The 17,968-nt window shown below is 52.9% G+C and carries 14 protein-coding genes; 3 read left to right on the top strand and 11 right to left on the bottom strand.

All coding sequences use genetic code 11. The features are described from left to right. Positions 1–10: 10 nt before the first annotated feature. Positions 11–1,678: an energy-dependent translational throttle protein EttA gene (gene ettA, locus MYB54_RS02710; protein WP_010300532.1), complete on the top strand. Its 1,668-nt coding sequence runs from the start codon at positions 11–13 to the stop codon at positions 1,676–1,678. 79 nt (positions 1,679–1,757) lie between these two features. On the opposite strand, the gene MYB54_RS02705 is transcribed toward ettA, so the two are convergent. Both MYB54_RS02705 and MYB54_RS02700 read right to left on the bottom strand, forming a co-directional pair. Then, positions 1,758–3,461 carry a methyl-accepting chemotaxis protein gene (locus tag MYB54_RS02705; protein WP_248721468.1) on the bottom strand — a complete coding sequence of 568 codons (1,704 nt, stop codon included), beginning with the start codon at positions 3,459–3,461 and terminating at the stop codon, positions 1,758–1,760. A gap of 254 nt (positions 3,462–3,715) precedes the next feature. Continuing rightward, positions 3,716–4,624 carry a LysR family transcriptional regulator gene (locus tag MYB54_RS02700; protein WP_039549864.1) on the bottom strand — a complete coding sequence of 303 codons (909 nt, stop codon included), beginning with the start codon at positions 4,622–4,624 and terminating at the stop codon, positions 3,716–3,718. A gap of 136 nt (positions 4,625–4,760) precedes the next feature. On the opposite strand from MYB54_RS02700, the gene MYB54_RS02695 reads away from it, so the two are divergent. Beyond that, the gene (locus MYB54_RS02695) at positions 4,761–5,762 is read left to right on the top strand and encodes a zinc-binding alcohol dehydrogenase family protein (protein ID WP_248721467.1); all 1,002 of its coding nucleotides are present in this window, start codon (positions 4,761–4,763) and stop codon (positions 5,760–5,762) included. Positions 5,763–5,815: 53 nt separating this feature from the next. On the opposite strand, the gene serA is transcribed toward MYB54_RS02695, so the two are convergent. Together serA and rpiA are read right to left on the bottom strand one after the other, a co-directional pair. Continuing rightward, positions 5,816–7,048, bottom strand: coding sequence for a phosphoglycerate dehydrogenase (serA, locus tag MYB54_RS02690; RefSeq protein ID WP_010681794.1), 1,233 nt, complete (start codon positions 7,046–7,048; stop codon positions 5,816–5,818). 294 nt (positions 7,049–7,342) lie between these two features. Continuing rightward, the gene (rpiA, locus tag MYB54_RS02685; RefSeq protein WP_010681795.1) at positions 7,343–8,002 is read right to left on the bottom strand and encodes a ribose-5-phosphate isomerase RpiA; all 660 of its coding nucleotides are present in this window, start codon (positions 8,000–8,002) and stop codon (positions 7,343–7,345) included. Positions 8,003–8,242: 240 nt separating this feature from the next. Here rpiA and MYB54_RS02680 point away from each other — a divergent pair, with 240 nt between their 5' ends. After that, on the top strand, positions 8,243–9,136 hold the full coding sequence (locus MYB54_RS02680) for a LysR family transcriptional regulator ArgP (RefSeq protein WP_010300546.1): 894 nt from the start codon (positions 8,243–8,245) through the stop codon (positions 9,134–9,136). Between the two features lie 91 nt (positions 9,137–9,227). Here the strand turns inward: MYB54_RS02680 and MYB54_RS02675 are convergent, their stop codons facing one another. The 7 genes from MYB54_RS02675 to tkt all read right to left on the bottom strand — a co-directional run bounded on the left by MYB54_RS02675 (position 9,228) and on the right by tkt (position 17,780). Continuing rightward, positions 9,228–9,953 carry an oxidative stress defense protein gene (locus tag MYB54_RS02675; protein WP_039285344.1) on the bottom strand — a complete coding sequence of 242 codons (726 nt, stop codon included), beginning with the start codon at positions 9,951–9,953 and terminating at the stop codon, positions 9,228–9,230. Between the two features lie 235 nt (positions 9,954–10,188). After that, complete coding sequence (gene argO / locus MYB54_RS02670; RefSeq protein ID WP_014916729.1) at positions 10,189–10,803, bottom strand: arginine exporter ArgO; 615 nt, start codon at positions 10,801–10,803, stop codon at positions 10,189–10,191. 204 nt (positions 10,804–11,007) lie between these two features. Beyond that, a complete protein-coding gene (gene mscS / locus MYB54_RS02665) occupies positions 11,008–11,868 on the bottom strand; it encodes a small-conductance mechanosensitive channel MscS (protein WP_248721466.1) in 861 nt (286 codons plus the stop codon). A gap of 135 nt (positions 11,869–12,003) precedes the next feature. Further along, the gene (gene fbaA / locus MYB54_RS02660; RefSeq protein ID WP_010300561.1) at positions 12,004–13,080 is read right to left on the bottom strand and encodes a class II fructose-bisphosphate aldolase; all 1,077 of its coding nucleotides are present in this window, start codon (positions 13,078–13,080) and stop codon (positions 12,004–12,006) included. Positions 13,081–13,217: 137 nt separating this feature from the next. Next, on the bottom strand, positions 13,218–14,381 hold the full coding sequence (gene pgk / locus MYB54_RS02655; protein WP_205593830.1) for a phosphoglycerate kinase: 1,164 nt from the start codon (positions 14,379–14,381) through the stop codon (positions 13,218–13,220). A 72-nt stretch (positions 14,382–14,453) separates the two neighbouring features. Beyond that, positions 14,454–15,470 (bottom strand): erythrose-4-phosphate dehydrogenase, encoded by a 1,017-nt coding sequence (gene epd / locus MYB54_RS02650; protein WP_014916731.1) that lies wholly within the window; start codon positions 15,468–15,470, stop codon positions 14,454–14,456. A gap of 315 nt (positions 15,471–15,785) precedes the next feature. Then, positions 15,786–17,780, bottom strand: a complete 1,995-nt coding sequence (tkt, locus tag MYB54_RS02645; protein WP_039511240.1) for a transketolase — start codon at positions 17,778–17,780, stop codon at positions 15,786–15,788. Between the last annotated feature and the right edge of the window lie 188 nt (positions 17,781–17,968).

The raw sequence follows: 17,968 nt of genomic DNA, 5'->3' as shown, positions 1-17,968 counted from the left end.
AAGTCGCAACGTGGCTCAATATGTTTATACCATGCATCGCGTCGGTAAGGTCGTACCGCCGAAGCGTCACATTCTGAAAAACATCTCCCTCAGTTTTTTCCCCGGTGCCAAGATCGGCGTGCTGGGTCTGAACGGAGCCGGTAAATCAACGCTGTTGCGTATTATGGCTGGCATTGATACGGACATCGAGGGCGAAGCTCGCCCACAACCTGGAATCAAAATCGGCTATTTGCCGCAGGAACCGCAGTTAAACACCGAGCACACCGTACGTGAATCCGTGGAAGAAGCGGTGTCTGAAGTCGTCACCGCGCTGAAGCGTCTTGACGAAGTCTATGCGCTGTATGCCGACCCGGATGCAGACTTCGATAAATTGGCCGCCGAACAAGGCCGACTGGAAGAAGTCATTCAGGCGCACGACGGCCATAATCTGGACAACCAGTTAGAGCGCGCCGCCGATGCGCTGCGCTTGCCGGAGTGGGATGCGAAAATCGCTACCCTGTCCGGGGGTGAACGTCGCCGCGTGGCGCTGTGCCGCCTGCTGCTGGAAAAGCCGGACATGCTGCTGCTCGACGAACCAACTAACCACCTGGATGCCGAATCGGTAGCCTGGCTGGAACGCTTCCTGCACGATTTCGAGGGCACCGTGGTGGCGATTACCCACGACCGTTACTTCCTCGATAACGTCGCCGGCTGGATTCTGGAGCTGGACCGCGGCGAAGGTATTCCGTGGGAAGGCAACTATTCTTCCTGGCTGGAGCAGAAAGATCAGCGTCTGGCACAGGAAGCCTCTCAGGAAGCGGCACGCCGTAAATCCATTGAGAAAGAGCTGGAATGGGTGCGTCAAGGCGCTAAAGGCCGTCAGTCGAAAGGTAAGGCACGTCTGGCACGCTTTGAAGAGCTGAACAACACCGAATACCAGAAACGTAACGAAACCAACGAACTGTTTATTCCGCCAGGAGCTCGCCTCGGCGATAAAGTGGTGGAAGTCACCAACCTCAGCAAGTCTTACGGCGAACGTCAGCTCATCGACGGGCTTTCCTTCTCCGTACCGAAAGGCGCGATTGTCGGCATTATCGGCCCGAACGGTGCCGGTAAATCAACGCTGTTCCGCATGATGTCCGGTCAAGAACAGCCGGATGGCGGCTCGATTGAGCTGGGTGAAACGGTAAAACTGGCGTCAGTTGACCAGTTCCGTGACGCGATGGACAACAGCAAAACCGTCTGGGAAGAAGTGTCTGGCGGACAGGACATCATGCGTATCGGCAACACCGAAATGCCAAGTCGTGCTTACGTTGGCCGTTTCAACTTCAAAGGGGTTGATCAGGGCAAACGCGTTGGCGAGCTGTCCGGTGGTGAACGCGGTCGTCTGCATCTGGCGAAACTGTTGCAGGTCGGCGGCAACGTGCTGTTGCTCGATGAACCAACCAACGACCTGGATATCGAAACCCTGCGCGCGCTGGAAAACGCCCTTCTGGAATTCCCAGGCTGTGCCATGGTGATCTCGCATGACCGTTGGTTCCTCGACCGTATCGCAACGCACATTCTGGATTACCAGGATGAAGGTAAAGTGGAATTCTTCGAAGGTAACTTTACCGAATACGAAGAATACAAAAAGCGTACGCTGGGTGCCGATGCGCTGGAACCACACCGCATCAAATACAAGAAGATCGCTAAATAACCCATCATCGAACGCGATAAAACAAATGGCCCGCAAATTGCGGGCCATTTTTCTTTCCAATACTACTTCACTTACTCGATCAGAACGTTTCCCAGTTTTGACTATCGCTGCCTTTGCTGCTGGCTCCGGCGAGCGCCATCGCTGGCGCTAAGCGCGGTTGCGGTGCCGCCTTCGGTAAGGACGATTTCAGTCTCTGAGCCACGCCAGCCAGCTTGAATACCGCGACAGCCTGCGTTAGACGTGCAGCCTGTTCTTCAAGTGAAACAGCCGCCGCCGAGGCTTCCTGTACCAGCGCCGCATTCTGCTGCGTCGCGCTATCCATTTCAGACACGGCCTGACTCACCTGCCCGATGCCACGGCTCTGTTCGTCAGAAGCGGAAGCAATTTCTCCCATGATGTCGGTCACGCTGACAACCGCGCGGACGATCTCACCCATGGTTGTACCCGCCTGAGACACAAGCCCAGACCCCGTTTCCACCAACCGGCTCGATTCGCCAATCAGCCCTTCAATCTCTTTCGCGGCCTGTGCGCTGCGCTGCGCCAAATTACGGACTTCACCTGCCACCACAGCAAAACCACGTCCTTGCTCACCCGCACGCGCGGCTTCTACCGCGGCGTTCAGCGCCAGAATGTTAGTCTGGAAAGCGATGCTATTAATAACGGACGTGATTTCGGAAATGCGTTTTGAGCTTGTAGAAATGTCCAGCATGGTATCCACCACGCCTTGCACAATTTGTCCGCCTTTCTCCGCTTTTTCAGAGGCATTTTTTGCCAACTGGCTGGCGTGATGGGCATTGTCAGAGTTCTGTTTCACCGTCGCGGTCAGCTGTTCCATGCTCGCGGCGGTTTCCTCCAGCGCGGCCGCCTGCTGCTCGGTACGCGAAGAGAGATCGACGTTACCCGCCGTAATTTCTGACGACCCTTGATAGATCGAATCCGCACCTTCGCGCACGATCGTCACCGTATCCGTCAGCTCCGCCTGCATGTTCTGGATATTCGTTCCCAGAATGCCGATTTCATTACGTCCCATCGCCATCGGCGGCTGCGTCAAATCACCCGCTGCGATCTTCTGGATACGATCAACCAGTCTGTTGACCGGCGCGAGAATCACATTGCGCACCATGATGTAGGCCATGATCGCCATAATGATCGACAGGACAAATGAACCTGCCATCATCCAGTAACCCAGCTTGGCATTATCCGCCGCACGATGATTTATATCCTGCGCAGCTTGCGTGAGTTCATTCACTTTCTTACGCACTGGAACACTGAACGCTTCATCTAACTGACGGGCCAGCGTACTTTCCAACGTGATCGTATCTTCAAATTCCCCGTCGTTTGTCGCTTTCTGCATAGCCAGAATCGCGTTATCACGGTAGTTGGCATACGCCTTAAGAATCTCGTCATCCAGCACGTTTTCGCTCTCCAGTTTGTCTGGACGCGCGATATATTCATCCAGACGCTTCTGTGAGGCTCTGACTCGCCCAGCAGCCTGGTCTGAAGCGGATTTAAAGACGTCGTGATCGCTAATACGGTTTGCCGCCCCCGCCTGAATAAGCAGCAATCTGGCAACGCGCAGTTGATCGAGGCTGCTGCTAATACCAGCGCGGATATCAGACAATTCATTAGCCTTATCCAATGAATCATTACTTTGCTTTAAGAAATAGCTCGCTGTGCCAATAGAAAGCGCAAATAAAATCAGGATAATTGAAAAAAGAGTAATAAATAACGAAACGAGACGTATATTGTTGATGTAACTCAACTTCTCTTTTTGAACAGACATCGGTTGCATTCTCATTTTCACCATCACTGGTCTACATTATCTCTGCCATTGCTGGTGCGGCAGAGCCCAGATATCACTGTGACAATAATGTCACGCAGGACAAACCTTTCATAAGAAAGTCAAAAGGAACCACAATTGTTATCGGCATTTTCAGTCTAAAACGTACCTAAAATAAGTTGATGGAAATCACGTTTCAATAAAAATTAAAAAATATCCGTAAAAATGAAACAAAAATATTATAGGTACGACAATCCCTACTGCTTTTTCAAAAACGTTGAGTAATCGTCCCACGCGCGATGCTGTAAAACAAAGTCGATAAAACACGCCAAGGCGGGCGAATTCAGCTTGCGGCTGGGGTACACCAGATAAAGCTCGTTGGCTTCCACCTGCCAATCCGGCAAGACCCTGACCAGTTTTCCAGACACCGCTTCATCCAGACAGAGGAAATCCGGCAATAGCGTAATCCCCGCCCCCGCAATCGCGCACTCACGGGCGTAAAGCAGGTTATCCGTGATATGCGAATCGGGGAGTAACCAGCGATAGAGTTCTGAACCGCGATGCAGGAGCCACTCCGTCCAAGCATGATGCGCAATACAGCGGTGTTGCTGGAGCTGTTGTGGATGAAGTAGTGCCGAGTGCCGTGCCAGATAGTCAGGCGATGCCAGCAAGTATCGCGGGGTTTGCCCAAGCGAACGCCCAATCAGTGAAGAGTCATGCGGTTTACCGGTGCGAAAAGCGACATCAAAGCCCTCCTGCACCAGATCGATCACATCGTCTGAAATCAGCACATCCAGTGATACCGCCGGAAAGTGCTGCTGAAACTCGGCGGTGAGCCGCGCCAGCAGCGTAGAACCTAATCCTGCCGGGCTGGTGATGCGCAGCCGCCCGCTGGGGTTATCACGCAGGCGCTGTATGGCGAGATCGGCACGCTCGCTGGCTTGCAGCATCTCCTGACAGTGAATCAGGTAACGCTCACCGGCAAACGTCAGATTAAGCTGGCGTGTGGTTCGATTCAGCAATCGCAGGCCAATCTGCTGTTCAAGCTGGCTAATGCGCAGGCTAAGGCTGGATTTTGCCAGCCCCGCTTTTCGCGCCGCCTGTGTAAAACTGCCACACTCGGCCACCAGCGCAAACAGCGCCATATCCTGTAATTGCTTAAACATGATTGTTCACCCCAGACGAACACTGCATTATTTATTGTCCATCTTATCAGCCCTATCTCTGTGTTCTACACTTGGTTTTATTCAAAAATAGGTTTTATTCACAAGACCGCATTCTGAAAATAATGAGGAACAGACCATGACCGCTCATGCGATAGCCGTTGATCCACAACAGCCAGAAAATTTCATTGCCATCACGCAGGATATTCCCGAGCCCGGTGAATACGATCTGTTGGTCGGTGTAAAAGCCATTTCCGTCAATCCAGTGGATACCAAAGTTCATGCTGGGTTACGTCAGAATGGATTACAGCAGCCACGAATTCTCGGCTGGGATGCCAGCGGTGTCGTGCTGAAAATCGGCAGCGCGGTTAACAACATTCAGGTCGGTGATGAAGTCTGGTACGCCGGCAATATCACCCGCCCCGGCAGCAACACCACCCATCAGTTAATTGATTCACGTATCGTGGCACGTAAGCCGGTGTCGCTAGACTGGGCAGCGGCGGCCGCACTGCCGCTCACGGCGCTAACCGCCTGGGAAGGCTTATTCGAGCATTTGAAAATACAGCAGGCCGACAGCAACAAAACGCTGCTGATTATCGGCGGTGCAGGCGGCGTAGGGTCTCTCGCGATTTCTCTGGCGGCATTGCGCAGTTCAGTGAACATCATCGCCACCGCGTCACAGCCTGACTCGGCAAAGTGGTGCCGCCAGCGCGGTGCCCATAAGGTCGTGGATTACCGTAATCTGGTCGATTCTCTGGAAAAAGAAGGGATCAAACAGGTCGATTACATTTTCTGTCTGAACGACACGGACGGCCACTGGGATGCCATCAGCAAACTGATCGCGCCAATGGGACACATCTGCACCATCGTGGAAAACAAAAATCCGCTCGACCAAACGGCACTGAAACTCAAAAGCGCGGCGCTGCACTGGGAACTCATGTTTACCCGCAGCATGTTCACCACGCCGGATATCGCGGAACAGGGGAATATTTTGCACGAAGTCGCACAGCTGGTTGATGCAGGAAAACTTCAGGGAACCGCCAGCGAAACGCTGCAAGGGTTAACGGTAGACACGCTGAAGCAGGCTCACGGTAAAGTGCTGGAAGGGCATATGCGCGGAAAGATCGTTATCGCGCTTTAAAAACGCAGCCAGCCCCAAAAGGGGCTGGCTGTTTATTCCCTGATTAAAACAAATCAGAACAGCAGACGGGCACGAATGGTGCCAGGAATTGCCTTCATCAGTTGCAGTGCCGTTTGCGCACCGTCGGTTTCAACATCAATGACCACATAACCAATTTCAGGTGTCGTTTGCAGATACTGCGCGGCAATGTTAATGCCCTGCTCAGCAAAGATCTGGTTAATTTTGGTAATAATGCCAGGACGGTTTTCATGGATGTGCAGCAGGCGGCTGGCGCGTGCGCCATGAACAGGCAGCGATACTTCCGGGAAATTCACCGCAGACAGCGTAGAGCCGTTGTCTGAATATTTCGCCAGCTTTCCAGCGACTTCATCACCGATATTTTCCTGCGCTTCCTGCGTGGAACCACCGATGTGCGGCGTCAGCAGCACGTTGTCAAACTCGCACAGCGGCGACAGGAACGGATCGCTGTTGGTTGCTGGTTCCTGTGGGAATACGTCAATTGCCGCACCGGACAAATGCTTGCTGCTCAACACGTCGCACAACGCTGGAATATCAACTACAGTACCACGAGCGGCGTTAATCAGGATTGAGCCCGGCTTCATCAGCGCCAGTTCTTCCGCACCCATCATGTTATACGTGCTTTCATTTTCCGGCACGTGCAGGCTCACCACGTCGCTCATATTCAGCAAGTCGGACAGATGACGCACCTGCTGAGCATTACCCAGCGGCAATTTACTTTCGATATCATAGAAGTAAACGTGCATACCGAGGCTTTCAGCCAAAATACCCAACTGCATACCGATATGGCCGTAGCCGATGATCCCCAGCTTTTTACCGCGCGCTTCAAACGAGCCCACAGCCAGCTTGTGCCAGATACCACGGTGCGCTTTCGCGTTGGCCGCCGGGATACCACGCAGCATCAGCAGCATTTCGCCGATCACCATTTCTGCCACGGATCGGGTATTGGAAAAAGGTGCGTTAAATACCGGGATACCACGCTTGGTCGCGGCCGACAGCTCAACCTGATTAGTCCCGATACAGAAACACCCTACCGCGATCAGTTTTTCCGCAGCAGCAAAAATCTCTTCTGTCAGATGGGTACGCGAGCGGATACCCACAAAATGCGCATCGCGGATGGAGGCTTTCAACGCCTCAGGATCCAGCGCACCTTTATGGAACTCGATGTTGGTGTAACCCGCTGCACGCAGGTTATCCAGCGCGCTCTGATGCACGCCTTCCACTAACAGAAACTTAATCTTGTCTTTTTCCAATGATACCTTTGCCATTTCCCGACCTTATTTTCAGACTTCAAATGTGACAGAGTGCTCAATAGCTTCTGCCAACATAACAAAAATTACGCAGTCAGCAATACAAACGATTGCTTCGCCCAAATCGCGCCACAGAGGAGCGCGCCTGATTTATGGCAAAAAATATTGCCAAAGATGTGCATCGCCATATCGACGATAAATAAAATAAGAAAATGTGATATTAAGTACCAAAAATGAGCCGTTAACTAAATGGATTTTTTTAGCTAAAAAATTTCTGACGTGGGAGTTCACCACGCCAGAACGATCGCGCACTCATTTAACGACGGTTTTTACACCCTCAGCCGTACCGACTAACGCAACATCCGCACCGCGGTTGGCGAACAGCCCTACGGTTACGACGCCAGGGATGCCATTAATGTGGTTTTCTACCGCGACCGCATCCATGATATTCAGATTGTGTACATCCAGAATGACGTTGCCGTTATCCGTCAGTACGCCCTGACGATAGACTGGCTGCCCGCCCAACTTCGCCAGTTCACGCGCCACGTAAGACCGCGCCATCGGGATAACTTCAACCGGCAGCGGGAATTTACCCAGCACATCAACCTGTTTGGATGCATCGACAATGCAGATGAACTGACGCGACATTGCCGAAATAATTTTCTCGCGGGTCAGCGCTGCACCACCGCCTTTGATCATCTGCATGTGGCCGTTGATCTCATCCGCGCCATCCACGTAGACATCCAACGAATCCACATCATTCGCGTCAAAAACCGGGATACCCAGACTTTTCAGCTTTTCCGTTGAGGCATCCGAGCTGGAAACCGCGCCTTTGATTTGATGTTTTATCGAACCCAGCGCATCAATAAAGTGTGCTGCCGTCGATCCGGTTCCTACTCCCACAATGGTGTCGGGGCGGACGTAGTCGAGCGCTGCCCATCCCACTGCTTTTTTCAGTTCATCTTGCGTCATAATCTGCTTCTGGCCTGTAGAATCGATATACGAAAACGTGTGCGTATTATAGAACATGCACGTTGGGGAAAGCGTGCAAATTCACTTCACCGCCGATGCATTATTTCATGCGTACCATTTCACACATACCGTGCTGAATCGTGATTGCGCACAACAGCCAAAATAAGATTTCTGCATGGCAAATCTGCAAAATGTGGCATAGTGAAAAAAAACAGACTCATTCAGAGGATTTTGACTTTCATGAAACGCCCGGACTATCGAACGCTTCAGGCTCTGGATGCCGTCATCCGCGAGCGTGGTTTTGAACGCGCTGCCCAAAAACTGTGTATTACCCAATCTGCCGTTTCACAGCGTATTAAACAGCTGGAAAACCTGTTCGGCCAGCCGCTATTAGTCAGAACCATCCCGCCTCGCCCAACGGAACAAGGGCAGAAACTGCTGGCTCTGCTTCATCAGGTCGAGCTGCTGGAAGAAGAGTGGCTGGGCAATGAAACCAACAGCGACATCCCGCTGCTGCTTTCGCTGGCGGTGAACGCCGACAGTCTGGCAACCTGGCTGCTGCCAGCGTTACAACCGGTGCTGGTCGATTCACCGATTCGTCTTAATTTGCAGGTAGAAGATGAAACGCGCACGCAGGAAAGGCTGCGTCGGGGTGAAGTGGTCGGTGCGGTGAGTATTCAGTCCCAGCCGCTGCCAAGCTGTCTGGTGGATAAACTGGGCGCGCTGGACTATCTATTTGTCGCATCGCCGACCTTTGCCGCCCGCTATTTCCCGAATGGCGTGACGCGCTCGGCGCTGCTGCGTGCACCGGCGGTCGCCTTCGACCATCTGGATGATATGCATCAGGCCTTTTTACAGCAGAATTTTGATTTGTCACCGGGCAGCGTTCCCTGCCATATCGTGAATTCGTCAGAAGCGTTTGTACAGCTAGCGCGTCAAGGCACGACCTGCTGCATGATCCCGCATCTGCAAATCGAAAGAGAACTTGCCAATAACGAGTTAATCGACCTGACGCCGGGGCTGTTTCAGCGCCGGATGCTCTACTGGCACCGCTTCGCGCCGGAAAGCCGGATGATGAGGAAAGTGACGGACGCCCTGCTCTCGCACGGTCATCAGGTACTGCGGCAGTCATAACGTACTGAGAAAGTAAAAAAAATAACAGGCCTGTCTGAGCAGGCCTGTTGATATCATCAATGGTTTACGCAACCGTATTTTAGCGTGAACGTTACTGCGTGCGCTGCAACTCAAATACCACATCCACCTGATCGTCAAAGTGAATAGTTTGCTGTTCATAGGTTTGTGCTGCTTCGCTTTGAACCGCGGCATCTGCCGTTTTAAACATCCGTGCCATTGGCATCGGCTGATAGTTAGCAACGTGATAGCGAACGCTGTAGATCGGCCCCAGCTTGGCGTTAAAGCCCTGCGCCAGCGCTTCCGCCTGACTCGTCGCCTGCTCGATGGCTTTCTTACGCGCTTCATCACGATAGGTTTCTGGGTTAGCAACGCCTAATTCTACCGTGCGAATCTCATTCAGCCCCGACTTCAGCGCCCCATCCAGCAACTCGTTCAGTTTGTCTAACTGGCGCAGCGTGACTTCCACCTGACGCACCGCACGATAGCCTTTCAGCACCGAGCCACCGGTTTTCAGATAGTCATATTCTGGCTGCGTACGTAAATTGGCAGCATTGATATCTTTTTTCTCAATGCCATTTTTACCGAGAAAATCAAAATATTGTGCAACGCGGGCATCGACCTGCTTTTTCGCTTCCGCCGCATCCTTCGATGACACGCTCACTTCAATCGCCAGACGCGCGATATCCGGTGTCGCATCTACGCTGGATGTCCCTGATGTCACGATATGCGGGCCATCCGGCAATTCCGCAGCCTGCGCGGCTATCGACACACCGCCAAGTCCTATCGCAGCGGCCAACGCCAGTGCATTGAGCTTCATCATACCTCGCTTCACACTCTCTCCTTACTTATGTTTCGTCACGCATGCCGCTCGCAGATTATCTGTATCAATAGATTGTCCGTATCAATAGATTATCAGCGCCCACACGGTATCTTCCAGAATGAAAGAGACAAGACGGATTGCTTTACCGACCAACATAACGCATTACCAACTCCACACAATATAGGTGAATTTCTGAAACACAGCGTAAGGTGAGGTTATTTATTTCCAACCATCATTGCCAACCGTGACGCGCCAGCTGCAAAGCAATGCCCCACATCACTACACCGACAAAAAAGTTGATGACCCGCTGTACCCGCGGCGTATTCAGCCACGGTGCCAGCCAGGAGGCCAACAGCGCCAGCGCAAAGAACCAGGTGAAGGAAGCCGTCATCGTCCCTAGCGCAAACCAGCTGCGGGCATCGTCCGCAAACTGGCTACCCAGACTCCCTAGCACCACAAAGGTATCCAGATAGACATGCGGATTAAGCCAGGTCACCGCCAGCATGGTAGCAATAATGCGCCAGCGGCTTTGTTTCATCACTTCGGCGCTGGCGAGGGCAATATTCTTGCTGAAGGCAGTTTTCATCGCTCCCCAGCCAAACCAGAGCAGAAACGCAACACCGCCCCAGGTCACCGCCCCCAACAGCAATGAAGACTGGCTAAGCAACGCACTACCGCCAAAAATACCAGCGGCAATCAGCACCATATCGCTCAAGGCACATAGCAGCGCCACCATCAGGTGATACTGCCGGCGAATTCCCTGATTCATCACAAATGCATTCTGTGGCCCCAGAGGCAAAATCATCGCCGCCCCCAACAGAACGCCCTGTAAATACACCGCCCACATACTTCTCTCCTGCATCATTTGTTGTTATCGCGGGGGAGTGTATGGAAGCCAATAAGATAAGTGAAATTGAATATTCTAACGCTACATTAGCTAAGCTAATGTGCTGAAGGCAGAGGAAGTCCCTGTCGGACGAGAAGATAATTTCTGACGATGCACCACGCCGATAAGGACATGGTGCATACCTGAAGGATTACGTCAGAGAGGTTATTCTGGCTGTTTCGCTGCGGATGGTAAGTTATGCAGGTGTACATCCATCTGCGGATAAGGGATACCAATACGGTGCTCATCCAGCACGCGTTTAAAGCTTTCCAGCAGATCCCAATACACCGCCTGCGCGTTGCCGTTGGTTGTCCACACCCACACCACAAAATTCAGCGATGATGCCGCCATTTCATTCAGGCGAATCGTGACGCCCTTATCGTGCTGGATACGTTCATCCGCCGCGACAATATCGCCCAGCAGCTTTTTCACCACGTCGATATCAGCGTCATAGGCTACGCCAACAATAATTTCGGTACGGCGATCCGGTTCACGCGAACTGTTGATGATGTTGCCAGCAATGATCTTGCCATTCGGCACCACGATGATTTTGCCGTCAGACGTGCGCAGCGTCGTCGAGAAAATCTGTACCTGCGTGACTGAGCCGGACACGCCGCCCAAATCCACCCATTCGCCGGTACGGAAAGGCCGGAAAATCACCAGCAAGACGCCCGCTGCAAAGTTGGCTAACGACCCCTGTAATGCCAGACCAACAGCCAAGCCCGCAGCACCCAACACAGCAATCACTGATGCAGTCTGTACGCCAACCCGACTCAATACTGCAATCAGCGTGAACGCGATAATGCCATAGCGCACCAGCGCAGACAGGAAATCTGCCACGGTTGAATCGATAGAACGGTTAATCATCAGTTTATTGATGGTGCCGGAAACGATCCGAGCGATCACCAGACCAACGATGAGGATCACTAATGCGGCGACGATATTCACGCCATACTGCAAAAATAGGCTCTGATGTGTCACCAACCAGTTCCCTGCCTGATCCAACCCCGTATTAAGTTCTTCCATTTCAAAGCTCCTGTTTTTTAATCACTGGGAAAGCATAACGCCCCTAACTGAAACCGCAACATTGAGTCCCAAAAGCCCCAAAAATTAAGGCTCCCGTAGGAGCCTTAGCATCAAATCATGTGTACGTCGTCTGACTTACAGCACGTCAACGGCATTAAGCTCTTTGAAAGCTTGTTCCAAACGAGTCACCATGCTTGCCTGTGAGGCACGCAGCCACACACGCGGGTCATAGTATTTCTTGTTCGGCTGATCTTCGCCTTTCGGGTTGCCCAATTGGCCTTGCAGATACGCTTCGTTTTCTTTGTAGTATTTCAGGATACCTTCCCACGTTGCCCACTGGGTATCGGTATCGATGTTCATTTTCACTACGCCGTAGCTAACGGAATCTTTGATTTCCTGAGCGCTGGAACCAGAACCGCCGTGGAATACGAAGTCCAGGCTGTTGTGCGGCAGGTTATGTTTCTTAGAAACATATTCCTGAGAATCACGCAGGATGGTCGGGGTCAGTTTCACGTTACCTGGCTTGTATACGCCATGCACGTTACCGAAAGAAGCCGCGATAGTGAAACGTGGGCTGATCGCGTTCAGTTTGGTGTACGCGTAGTCAACGTCTTCTGGCTGGGTGTACAGAGCAGAAGCATCCATGTGGCTATTATCCACACCGTCTTCTTCACCACCAGTACAACCCAGTTCGATTTCCAGGGTCATATCGATTTTGGCCATACGCGCCAAATACTTAGAGCAGATCTCGATGTTCTCTTCCAGAGACTCTTCAGACAGGTCGATCATGTGAGAAGAGAACAGCGGTTTGCCGGTAGCAGCAAAGTGTTTTTCACCCGCATCCAGCAGGCCATCGATCCACGGCAGCAATTTCTTCGCGCAGTGGTCGGTGTGCAGAATCACCGGCACGCCGTAGTGTTCAGCCATTTGATGCACATGATGAGCGCCAGAAATCGCACCCAAAATTGCCGCCTGCTGACCTTCTGCTTTCAGGCCTTTACCGGCGATGAATGCTGCACCGCCGTTAGAGAACTGAACGATGACCGGCGCACGCACTTTGGCTGCGGCTTCCAGCACAGCATTGATTGAGTCGCTACCGACACAGTTCACTGCTGGCAAGGCGAATTTGTTTTCTTTTGCTACTGCGAAAACTTTCTGAACGTCATCACCAGTGATGACACCGGGTTTTACGAAATCAAAAATTTTAGACATGTTACGTGTCCCGTTTCGTTGGCCGTGGAGGGGTTAGAGAAATCGATGTTAAATCGACAGGTTGTCTCGACACGATATTGCGAACATCACATATCGAGACAACCACAGGAAAGAGGAAAAGCGCCCCTTACCTTAAATTATTGCTTGGCACGTTCTTCCAGCATAACTACTGCTGGCAGTTTTTTCCCTTCGACAAATTCGAGGAATGCGCCGCCACCGGTAGAAATGTAGGAGATTTTATCTGCAATACCAAACAGATCGATCGCAGCCAGCGTATCGCCGCCACCTGCGATAGAGAACGCGTCGCTCTCTGCGATAGCACGGGCGATGGTCTCGGTTCCTTTACGGAAATTCGGGAATTCGAAGACGCCAACCGGGCCATTCCACAGGATAGTCTTGGCATTCTTGAGAATTTCAGCCAGACGCTCAGCGGATACATCACCCAGATCCAGAATCTGCTCTTCGTCTTTGATTGCCGTAACGGACTTCAGCGTTGCCGTTGCAGTTTCAGAGAATTCTGACGCGACACGCACATCGCTCGGTACAGGAATATCACAGGTTTCCAGCAGCTTTTTCGCTTCAGAAATCAGGTCAGCTTCGTACAGGGATTTGCCCACGTTGTGGCCTTGTGCGGCAACGAAGGTGTTGGCGATACCGCCACCGACGATCAGCTGATCGGCGATTTTAGACAGGGAATCCAGCACGGTCAGTTTAGTGGAAACTTTAGAACCACCCACGATAGCGACCATCGGACGGGCTGGCTCGCTCAATGCTTTACCCAGCGCTTCCAGCTCACCAGACAGCAGCGGACCTGCACAAGCGATAGTGGCAAATTTACCCACGCCGTGGGTTGAAGCCTGCGCACGGTGTGCCGTACCGAATGCATCCATTACGAACACATCACACAGCGCCGCGTATTTTTGGGACAGGACTTCGTCGTCTTTTTTCTCGCCTTTGTTAAAGCGGACGTTTTCCAGTACAACCAGCTCACCTTCGGCGACATCAACACCGTCCAGGTAATCTTTCGCCAGGCGCACAGGAGAAGACAGTTTTTCTTTCAGGTAGTCAACGACAGGCAGCAGAGAAAATTCTTCGTTGTACTCGCCTTCGGTCGGGCGTCCCAGGTGGGAAGTGACCATAACACGAGCACCTTGTTTCAGCGCGATTTCGATGGTCGGCAGAGAGGCACGGATGCGCGCATCAGACGTCACTTTCCCTTCTTTTACTGGTACGTTCAGATCCGCACGAATAAGAACACGTTTACCAGCCAGATCCAGATCGGTCATCTTAATTACAGACATGGTGAATCCTCTTGTTGATTCTCTTTTAAAGTTGCTTGAGCGAGATAGCGACCCCAGATCGCCACCGTCGTACTAGAAACCGCTGGCTGCCATCGCCCGTGTTGTATCCAACATCCGGTTGGCAAAGCCCCATTCGTTATCGCACCAGACCAATGTTTTAATCAGATGCTGACCACTGACCCGTGTCTGTGTGCCGTCGACAATGGCACTGTGCGGATCGTGGTTAAAATCAGCCGACACTAACGGCAATTCAGTGTAATCAACTATACCACGAAACGACTCATGCGCTGATTTTTGCAATAGTGCGTTAATTTCATTCACATTTACGGCTTTCCTGACGCTAACGCTCAGGTCAATTGCCGTGACGTTAATGGTCGGTACCCGCACCGAGATCGCCTCAAAACGATCGACAAACTGCGGAAAAATACGGGTGATCCCCGCCGACAGTTTAGTATCTACCGGAATGATCGACTGGCTGGCGGCGCGTGTACGCCGCAGATCGTGATGATAAGCATCGATCACCGGTTGATCGTTCATCGACGAGTGAATCGTCGTCACCGTCCCATTTTCGATACCAAACGCATCATCCAGCAGTTTGATTACCGGGATAATGCAGTTGGTCGTGCAGGACGCATTGGAAACAATACGGTGCCCGCTTTCCAACTGGTGGTGATTGACGCCAAACACCACCGTCGCATCCAAATCTGTCGTTCCCGGATGAGAAAACAGCACTTTCTTCGCACCTGCCGCCAGATGGGCTTCTCCATCTTCCCGGCTACCGTAAACGCCGCTGCAATCCAGCACGATATCAACACCGAGTTCTCGCCAGGGCAATGGCTGAATCTCTGCCTGATGCAACAGCCGAATACAGTCATCACCGACATAAAGCTGGTCGCACTCCTGACGCACATCCCACGAAAAACGGCCGTGGCTGGAATCATACTTGAGCAAATGCGCCATACCTTCCGCGCTCGCCAGCTCGTTAATAGCCACAACGGTAATCTCGGCTCGGCGGCCTGATTCATACAACGCACGTAAAACACTGCGGCCGATGCGGCCAAAACCGTTTATCGCAATACGGATCGTCATGGCGTTCTTTGTGATTCCTTGTGTCGTGGCAGGGTTACCCAGCACATAGGATATACCCTTCTTAGACACCAGAGAACCCCTGGAGAAACGCCGTCAGCACAACAACTGAAACGCTTCAGCTAGCATAAACGAATTAACGCATAAAAGAAATATTCTCGTCTGGCACACACAAGAAGAGTGACCTGCGTCATAAAAATGAAAAAACCGCGATCGAGGGGCAGGCAAAGCGCATCAAGAGGTGGATGAAACTAAAGATGAAAAAAAAGCCGCCAGCGCTAGCTGACGGCTTCTCATATCGAGATTAATGCGGCGTGATTACTTCAGCAGCGCCTGCGCTTTTTCAACGACGTTATCGACGGTGAAGCCAAACACTTCGAACAGCTGCTCAGCCGGCGCAGATTCGCCGAAGCTCGTCATGCCGACAATCGCGCCGTTCAGGCCGACGTACTTGAACCAGTAGTCCGCAATACCCGCTTCAATTGCTACACGTGCCGATACCGCTTTCGGCAGCACCGCTTCACGATAGGCTGCATCCTGCTTGTCGAACGCATCCGTAGACGGCATGGACACTACGCGCACCTTGCGGCCTGCAGCAGTCAGTTTGTCATACGCGCCGACAGCCAGTTCAACTTCAGAACCGGTGGCAATCAGGATCAGCTCAGGTTGACCCTCGCTGTCTTTCAGCACGTAGCCACCTTTCGCCACGTTCGCCAGCTGTTCAGCCGTACGTGACTGCTGTGCCAGATTCTGACGGGACAGGATCAGCGACGTCGGGCCGTCCTGACGCTCAATGGCGTATTTCCACGCCACCGCCGTTTCCACCTGATCTGCCGGACGCCAGTTGCTCATGTTCGGCGTCACACGCAGGCTGGCCAGCTGTTCAACCGGCTGGTGGGTCGGGCCGTCTTCGCCCAGACCGATGGAGTCGTGGGTGTAAACGTAGATGCTGCGGATTTTCATCAGCGCGGCCATACGTACGGCATTACGCGCATATTCCACAAACATCAGGAAGGTCGCCGTGTACGGTACAAAACCACCGTGCAGCGCAATCCCGTTGGCAATGGCTGTCATACCGAACTCGCGCACGCCGTAGTGGATATAGTTCCCCGCGTGGTCTTTATCCAGCGAAACCGAACCGGACCAGATGGTCAGGTTGCTCGGTGCCAGGTCAGCTGAGCCGCCCAGGAATTCCGGCAGCAGTTTGCCGTAAGCTTCCAGCGCGTTCTGTGACGCTTTGCGGCTGGCGATTTTCGCCGGATTGGCCTGCAAATCGTCGATAAATTTCTGTGCGTCCGCCTGCCAGTTGGCCGGCAGTTCACCGCCGGTGCGGCGTTTGAACTCGGCAGCCAGCTCAGGGTACGCGCTGGCGTAGGCGGCAAACGCCTCATCCCAGGCCGCTTCCTTACGCTGACCGGCCGGTTTCGCATCCCAGGCGGCATAGATGTCGGCAGGGATCTCAAACGGCGCATGCGCCCAGCCCAGCTGTTCGCGCGACGCTGCCACTTCTGCATCGCCCAGCGGTGCACCGTGGGAGTCGTGCGTACCGGCCTTGTTCGGTGAGCCGAAGCCAATCACGGTTTTGCACATCAGCAGCGACGGCTTGTCGGTCACCAGCTGGGCTTCACCGATAGCGCGTTTGATAGCGTCCGCATCGTGACCATCTACGCCGCGCACCACGTGCCAGCCGTAGGCTTCAAAGCGGGCGGCAGTATCGTCGGTAAACCAGCCTTCAACGTGACCGTCAATGGAGATACCGTTGTCATCATAAAACGCGGTCAGTTTGCCGAGCTTCATGGTGCCGGCCAGCGAGCAGACTTCGTGGGAAATCCCTTCCATCATGCAGCCGTCGCCCAGAAACGCGTAGGTGTGATGGTCGACAATCTCATGACCCGGGCGGTTGAACTGCGCCGCCAGCGTGCGCTCGGCAATCGCCATACCGACTGCGTTGGCAATCCCCTGACCCAGCGGGCCGGTGGTGGTTTCGACGCCGGCGGTGTAGCCGTATTCCGGGTGACCCGGAGTTTTAGAGTGCAGCTGGCGAAAGTTTTTCAGTTCTTCAATCGGCAGGTCGTAGCCGGAGAGATGCAGCAGGCTGTAAATCAGCATGGACGCGTGGCCGTTGGACAGCACGAAGCGGTCACGGTTGGCCCAGTTAGGGTTGGCCGGATTATGGTTAAGATAATCGCGCCACAGGACTTCGGCGATATCGGCCATGCCCATCGGTGCGCCCGGGTGACCGGATTTGGCTTTCTGCACCCCATCCATGCTCAGCGCGCGGATAGCATTGGCAAGTTCTTTACGAGAGGACATGCTTGACTCCAGATCGGATTGAACGACTGCCCTTCCTGTATAATCATTAAAAATCAATAAGTTAAACAAGAATGACAAAATAAATATGATTACAAATGTACATGAAAAGCAGAGGGAATGCACATGGAACCGTGAGCAAAAAACAGGGATTTATCGGCTGACGAATCAATGGCGGTTCTTTTACCAAT

This window comes from Pectobacterium nicotianae (genome assembly GCF_023272715.1).
GTDB lineage: Bacteria > Pseudomonadota > Gammaproteobacteria > Enterobacterales > Enterobacteriaceae > Pectobacterium > Pectobacterium brasiliense.
The sequence above is the reverse complement of the archived record's forward strand: the minus strand, read 5'-3'. Positions and strand labels throughout refer to the sequence as shown.

What these genes read in the sequence shown, in the direction of transcription:
- MYB54_RS02675 (WP_039285344.1), bottom strand. Translation starts at nt 9,953, where the DNA reads ATGAAGCTCAATGCACTGGCGTTGGCCGCTGCGATAGGACTTGGCGGT.
- epd (WP_014916731.1), bottom strand. Translation starts at nt 15,470, where the DNA reads ATGACGATCCGTATTGCGATAAACGGTTTTGGCCGCATCGGCCGCAGT.
- rpiA (WP_010681795.1), bottom strand. Translation starts at nt 8,002, where the DNA reads ATGACGCAAGATGAACTGAAAAAAGCAGTGGGATGGGCAGCGCTCGAC.
- MYB54_RS02680 (WP_010300546.1), top strand. Translation starts at nt 8,243, where the DNA reads ATGAAACGCCCGGACTATCGAACGCTTCAGGCTCTGGATGCCGTCATC.
- tkt (WP_039511240.1), bottom strand. Translation starts at nt 17,780, where the DNA reads ATGTCCTCTCGTAAAGAACTTGCCAATGCTATCCGCGCGCTGAGCATG.
- fbaA (WP_010300561.1), bottom strand. Translation starts at nt 13,080, where the DNA reads ATGTCTAAAATTTTTGATTTCGTAAAACCCGGTGTCATCACTGGTGAT.
- pgk (WP_205593830.1), bottom strand. Translation starts at nt 14,381, where the DNA reads ATGTCTGTAATTAAGATGACCGATCTGGATCTGGCTGGTAAACGTGTT.
- MYB54_RS02700 (WP_039549864.1), bottom strand. Translation starts at nt 4,624, where the DNA reads ATGTTTAAGCAATTACAGGATATGGCGCTGTTTGCGCTGGTGGCCGAG.
- mscS (WP_248721466.1), bottom strand. Translation starts at nt 11,868, where the DNA reads ATGGAAGAACTTAATACGGGGTTGGATCAGGCAGGGAACTGGTTGGTG.
- argO (WP_014916729.1), bottom strand. Translation starts at nt 10,803, where the DNA reads ATGTGGGCGGTGTATTTACAGGGCGTTCTGTTGGGGGCGGCGATGATT.
- MYB54_RS02695 (WP_248721467.1), top strand. Translation starts at nt 4,761, where the DNA reads ATGACCGCTCATGCGATAGCCGTTGATCCACAACAGCCAGAAAATTTC.
- serA (WP_010681794.1), bottom strand. Translation starts at nt 7,048, where the DNA reads ATGGCAAAGGTATCATTGGAAAAAGACAAGATTAAGTTTCTGTTAGTG.
- MYB54_RS02705 (WP_248721468.1), bottom strand. Translation starts at nt 3,461, where the DNA reads ATGTCTGTTCAAAAAGAGAAGTTGAGTTACATCAACAATATACGTCTC.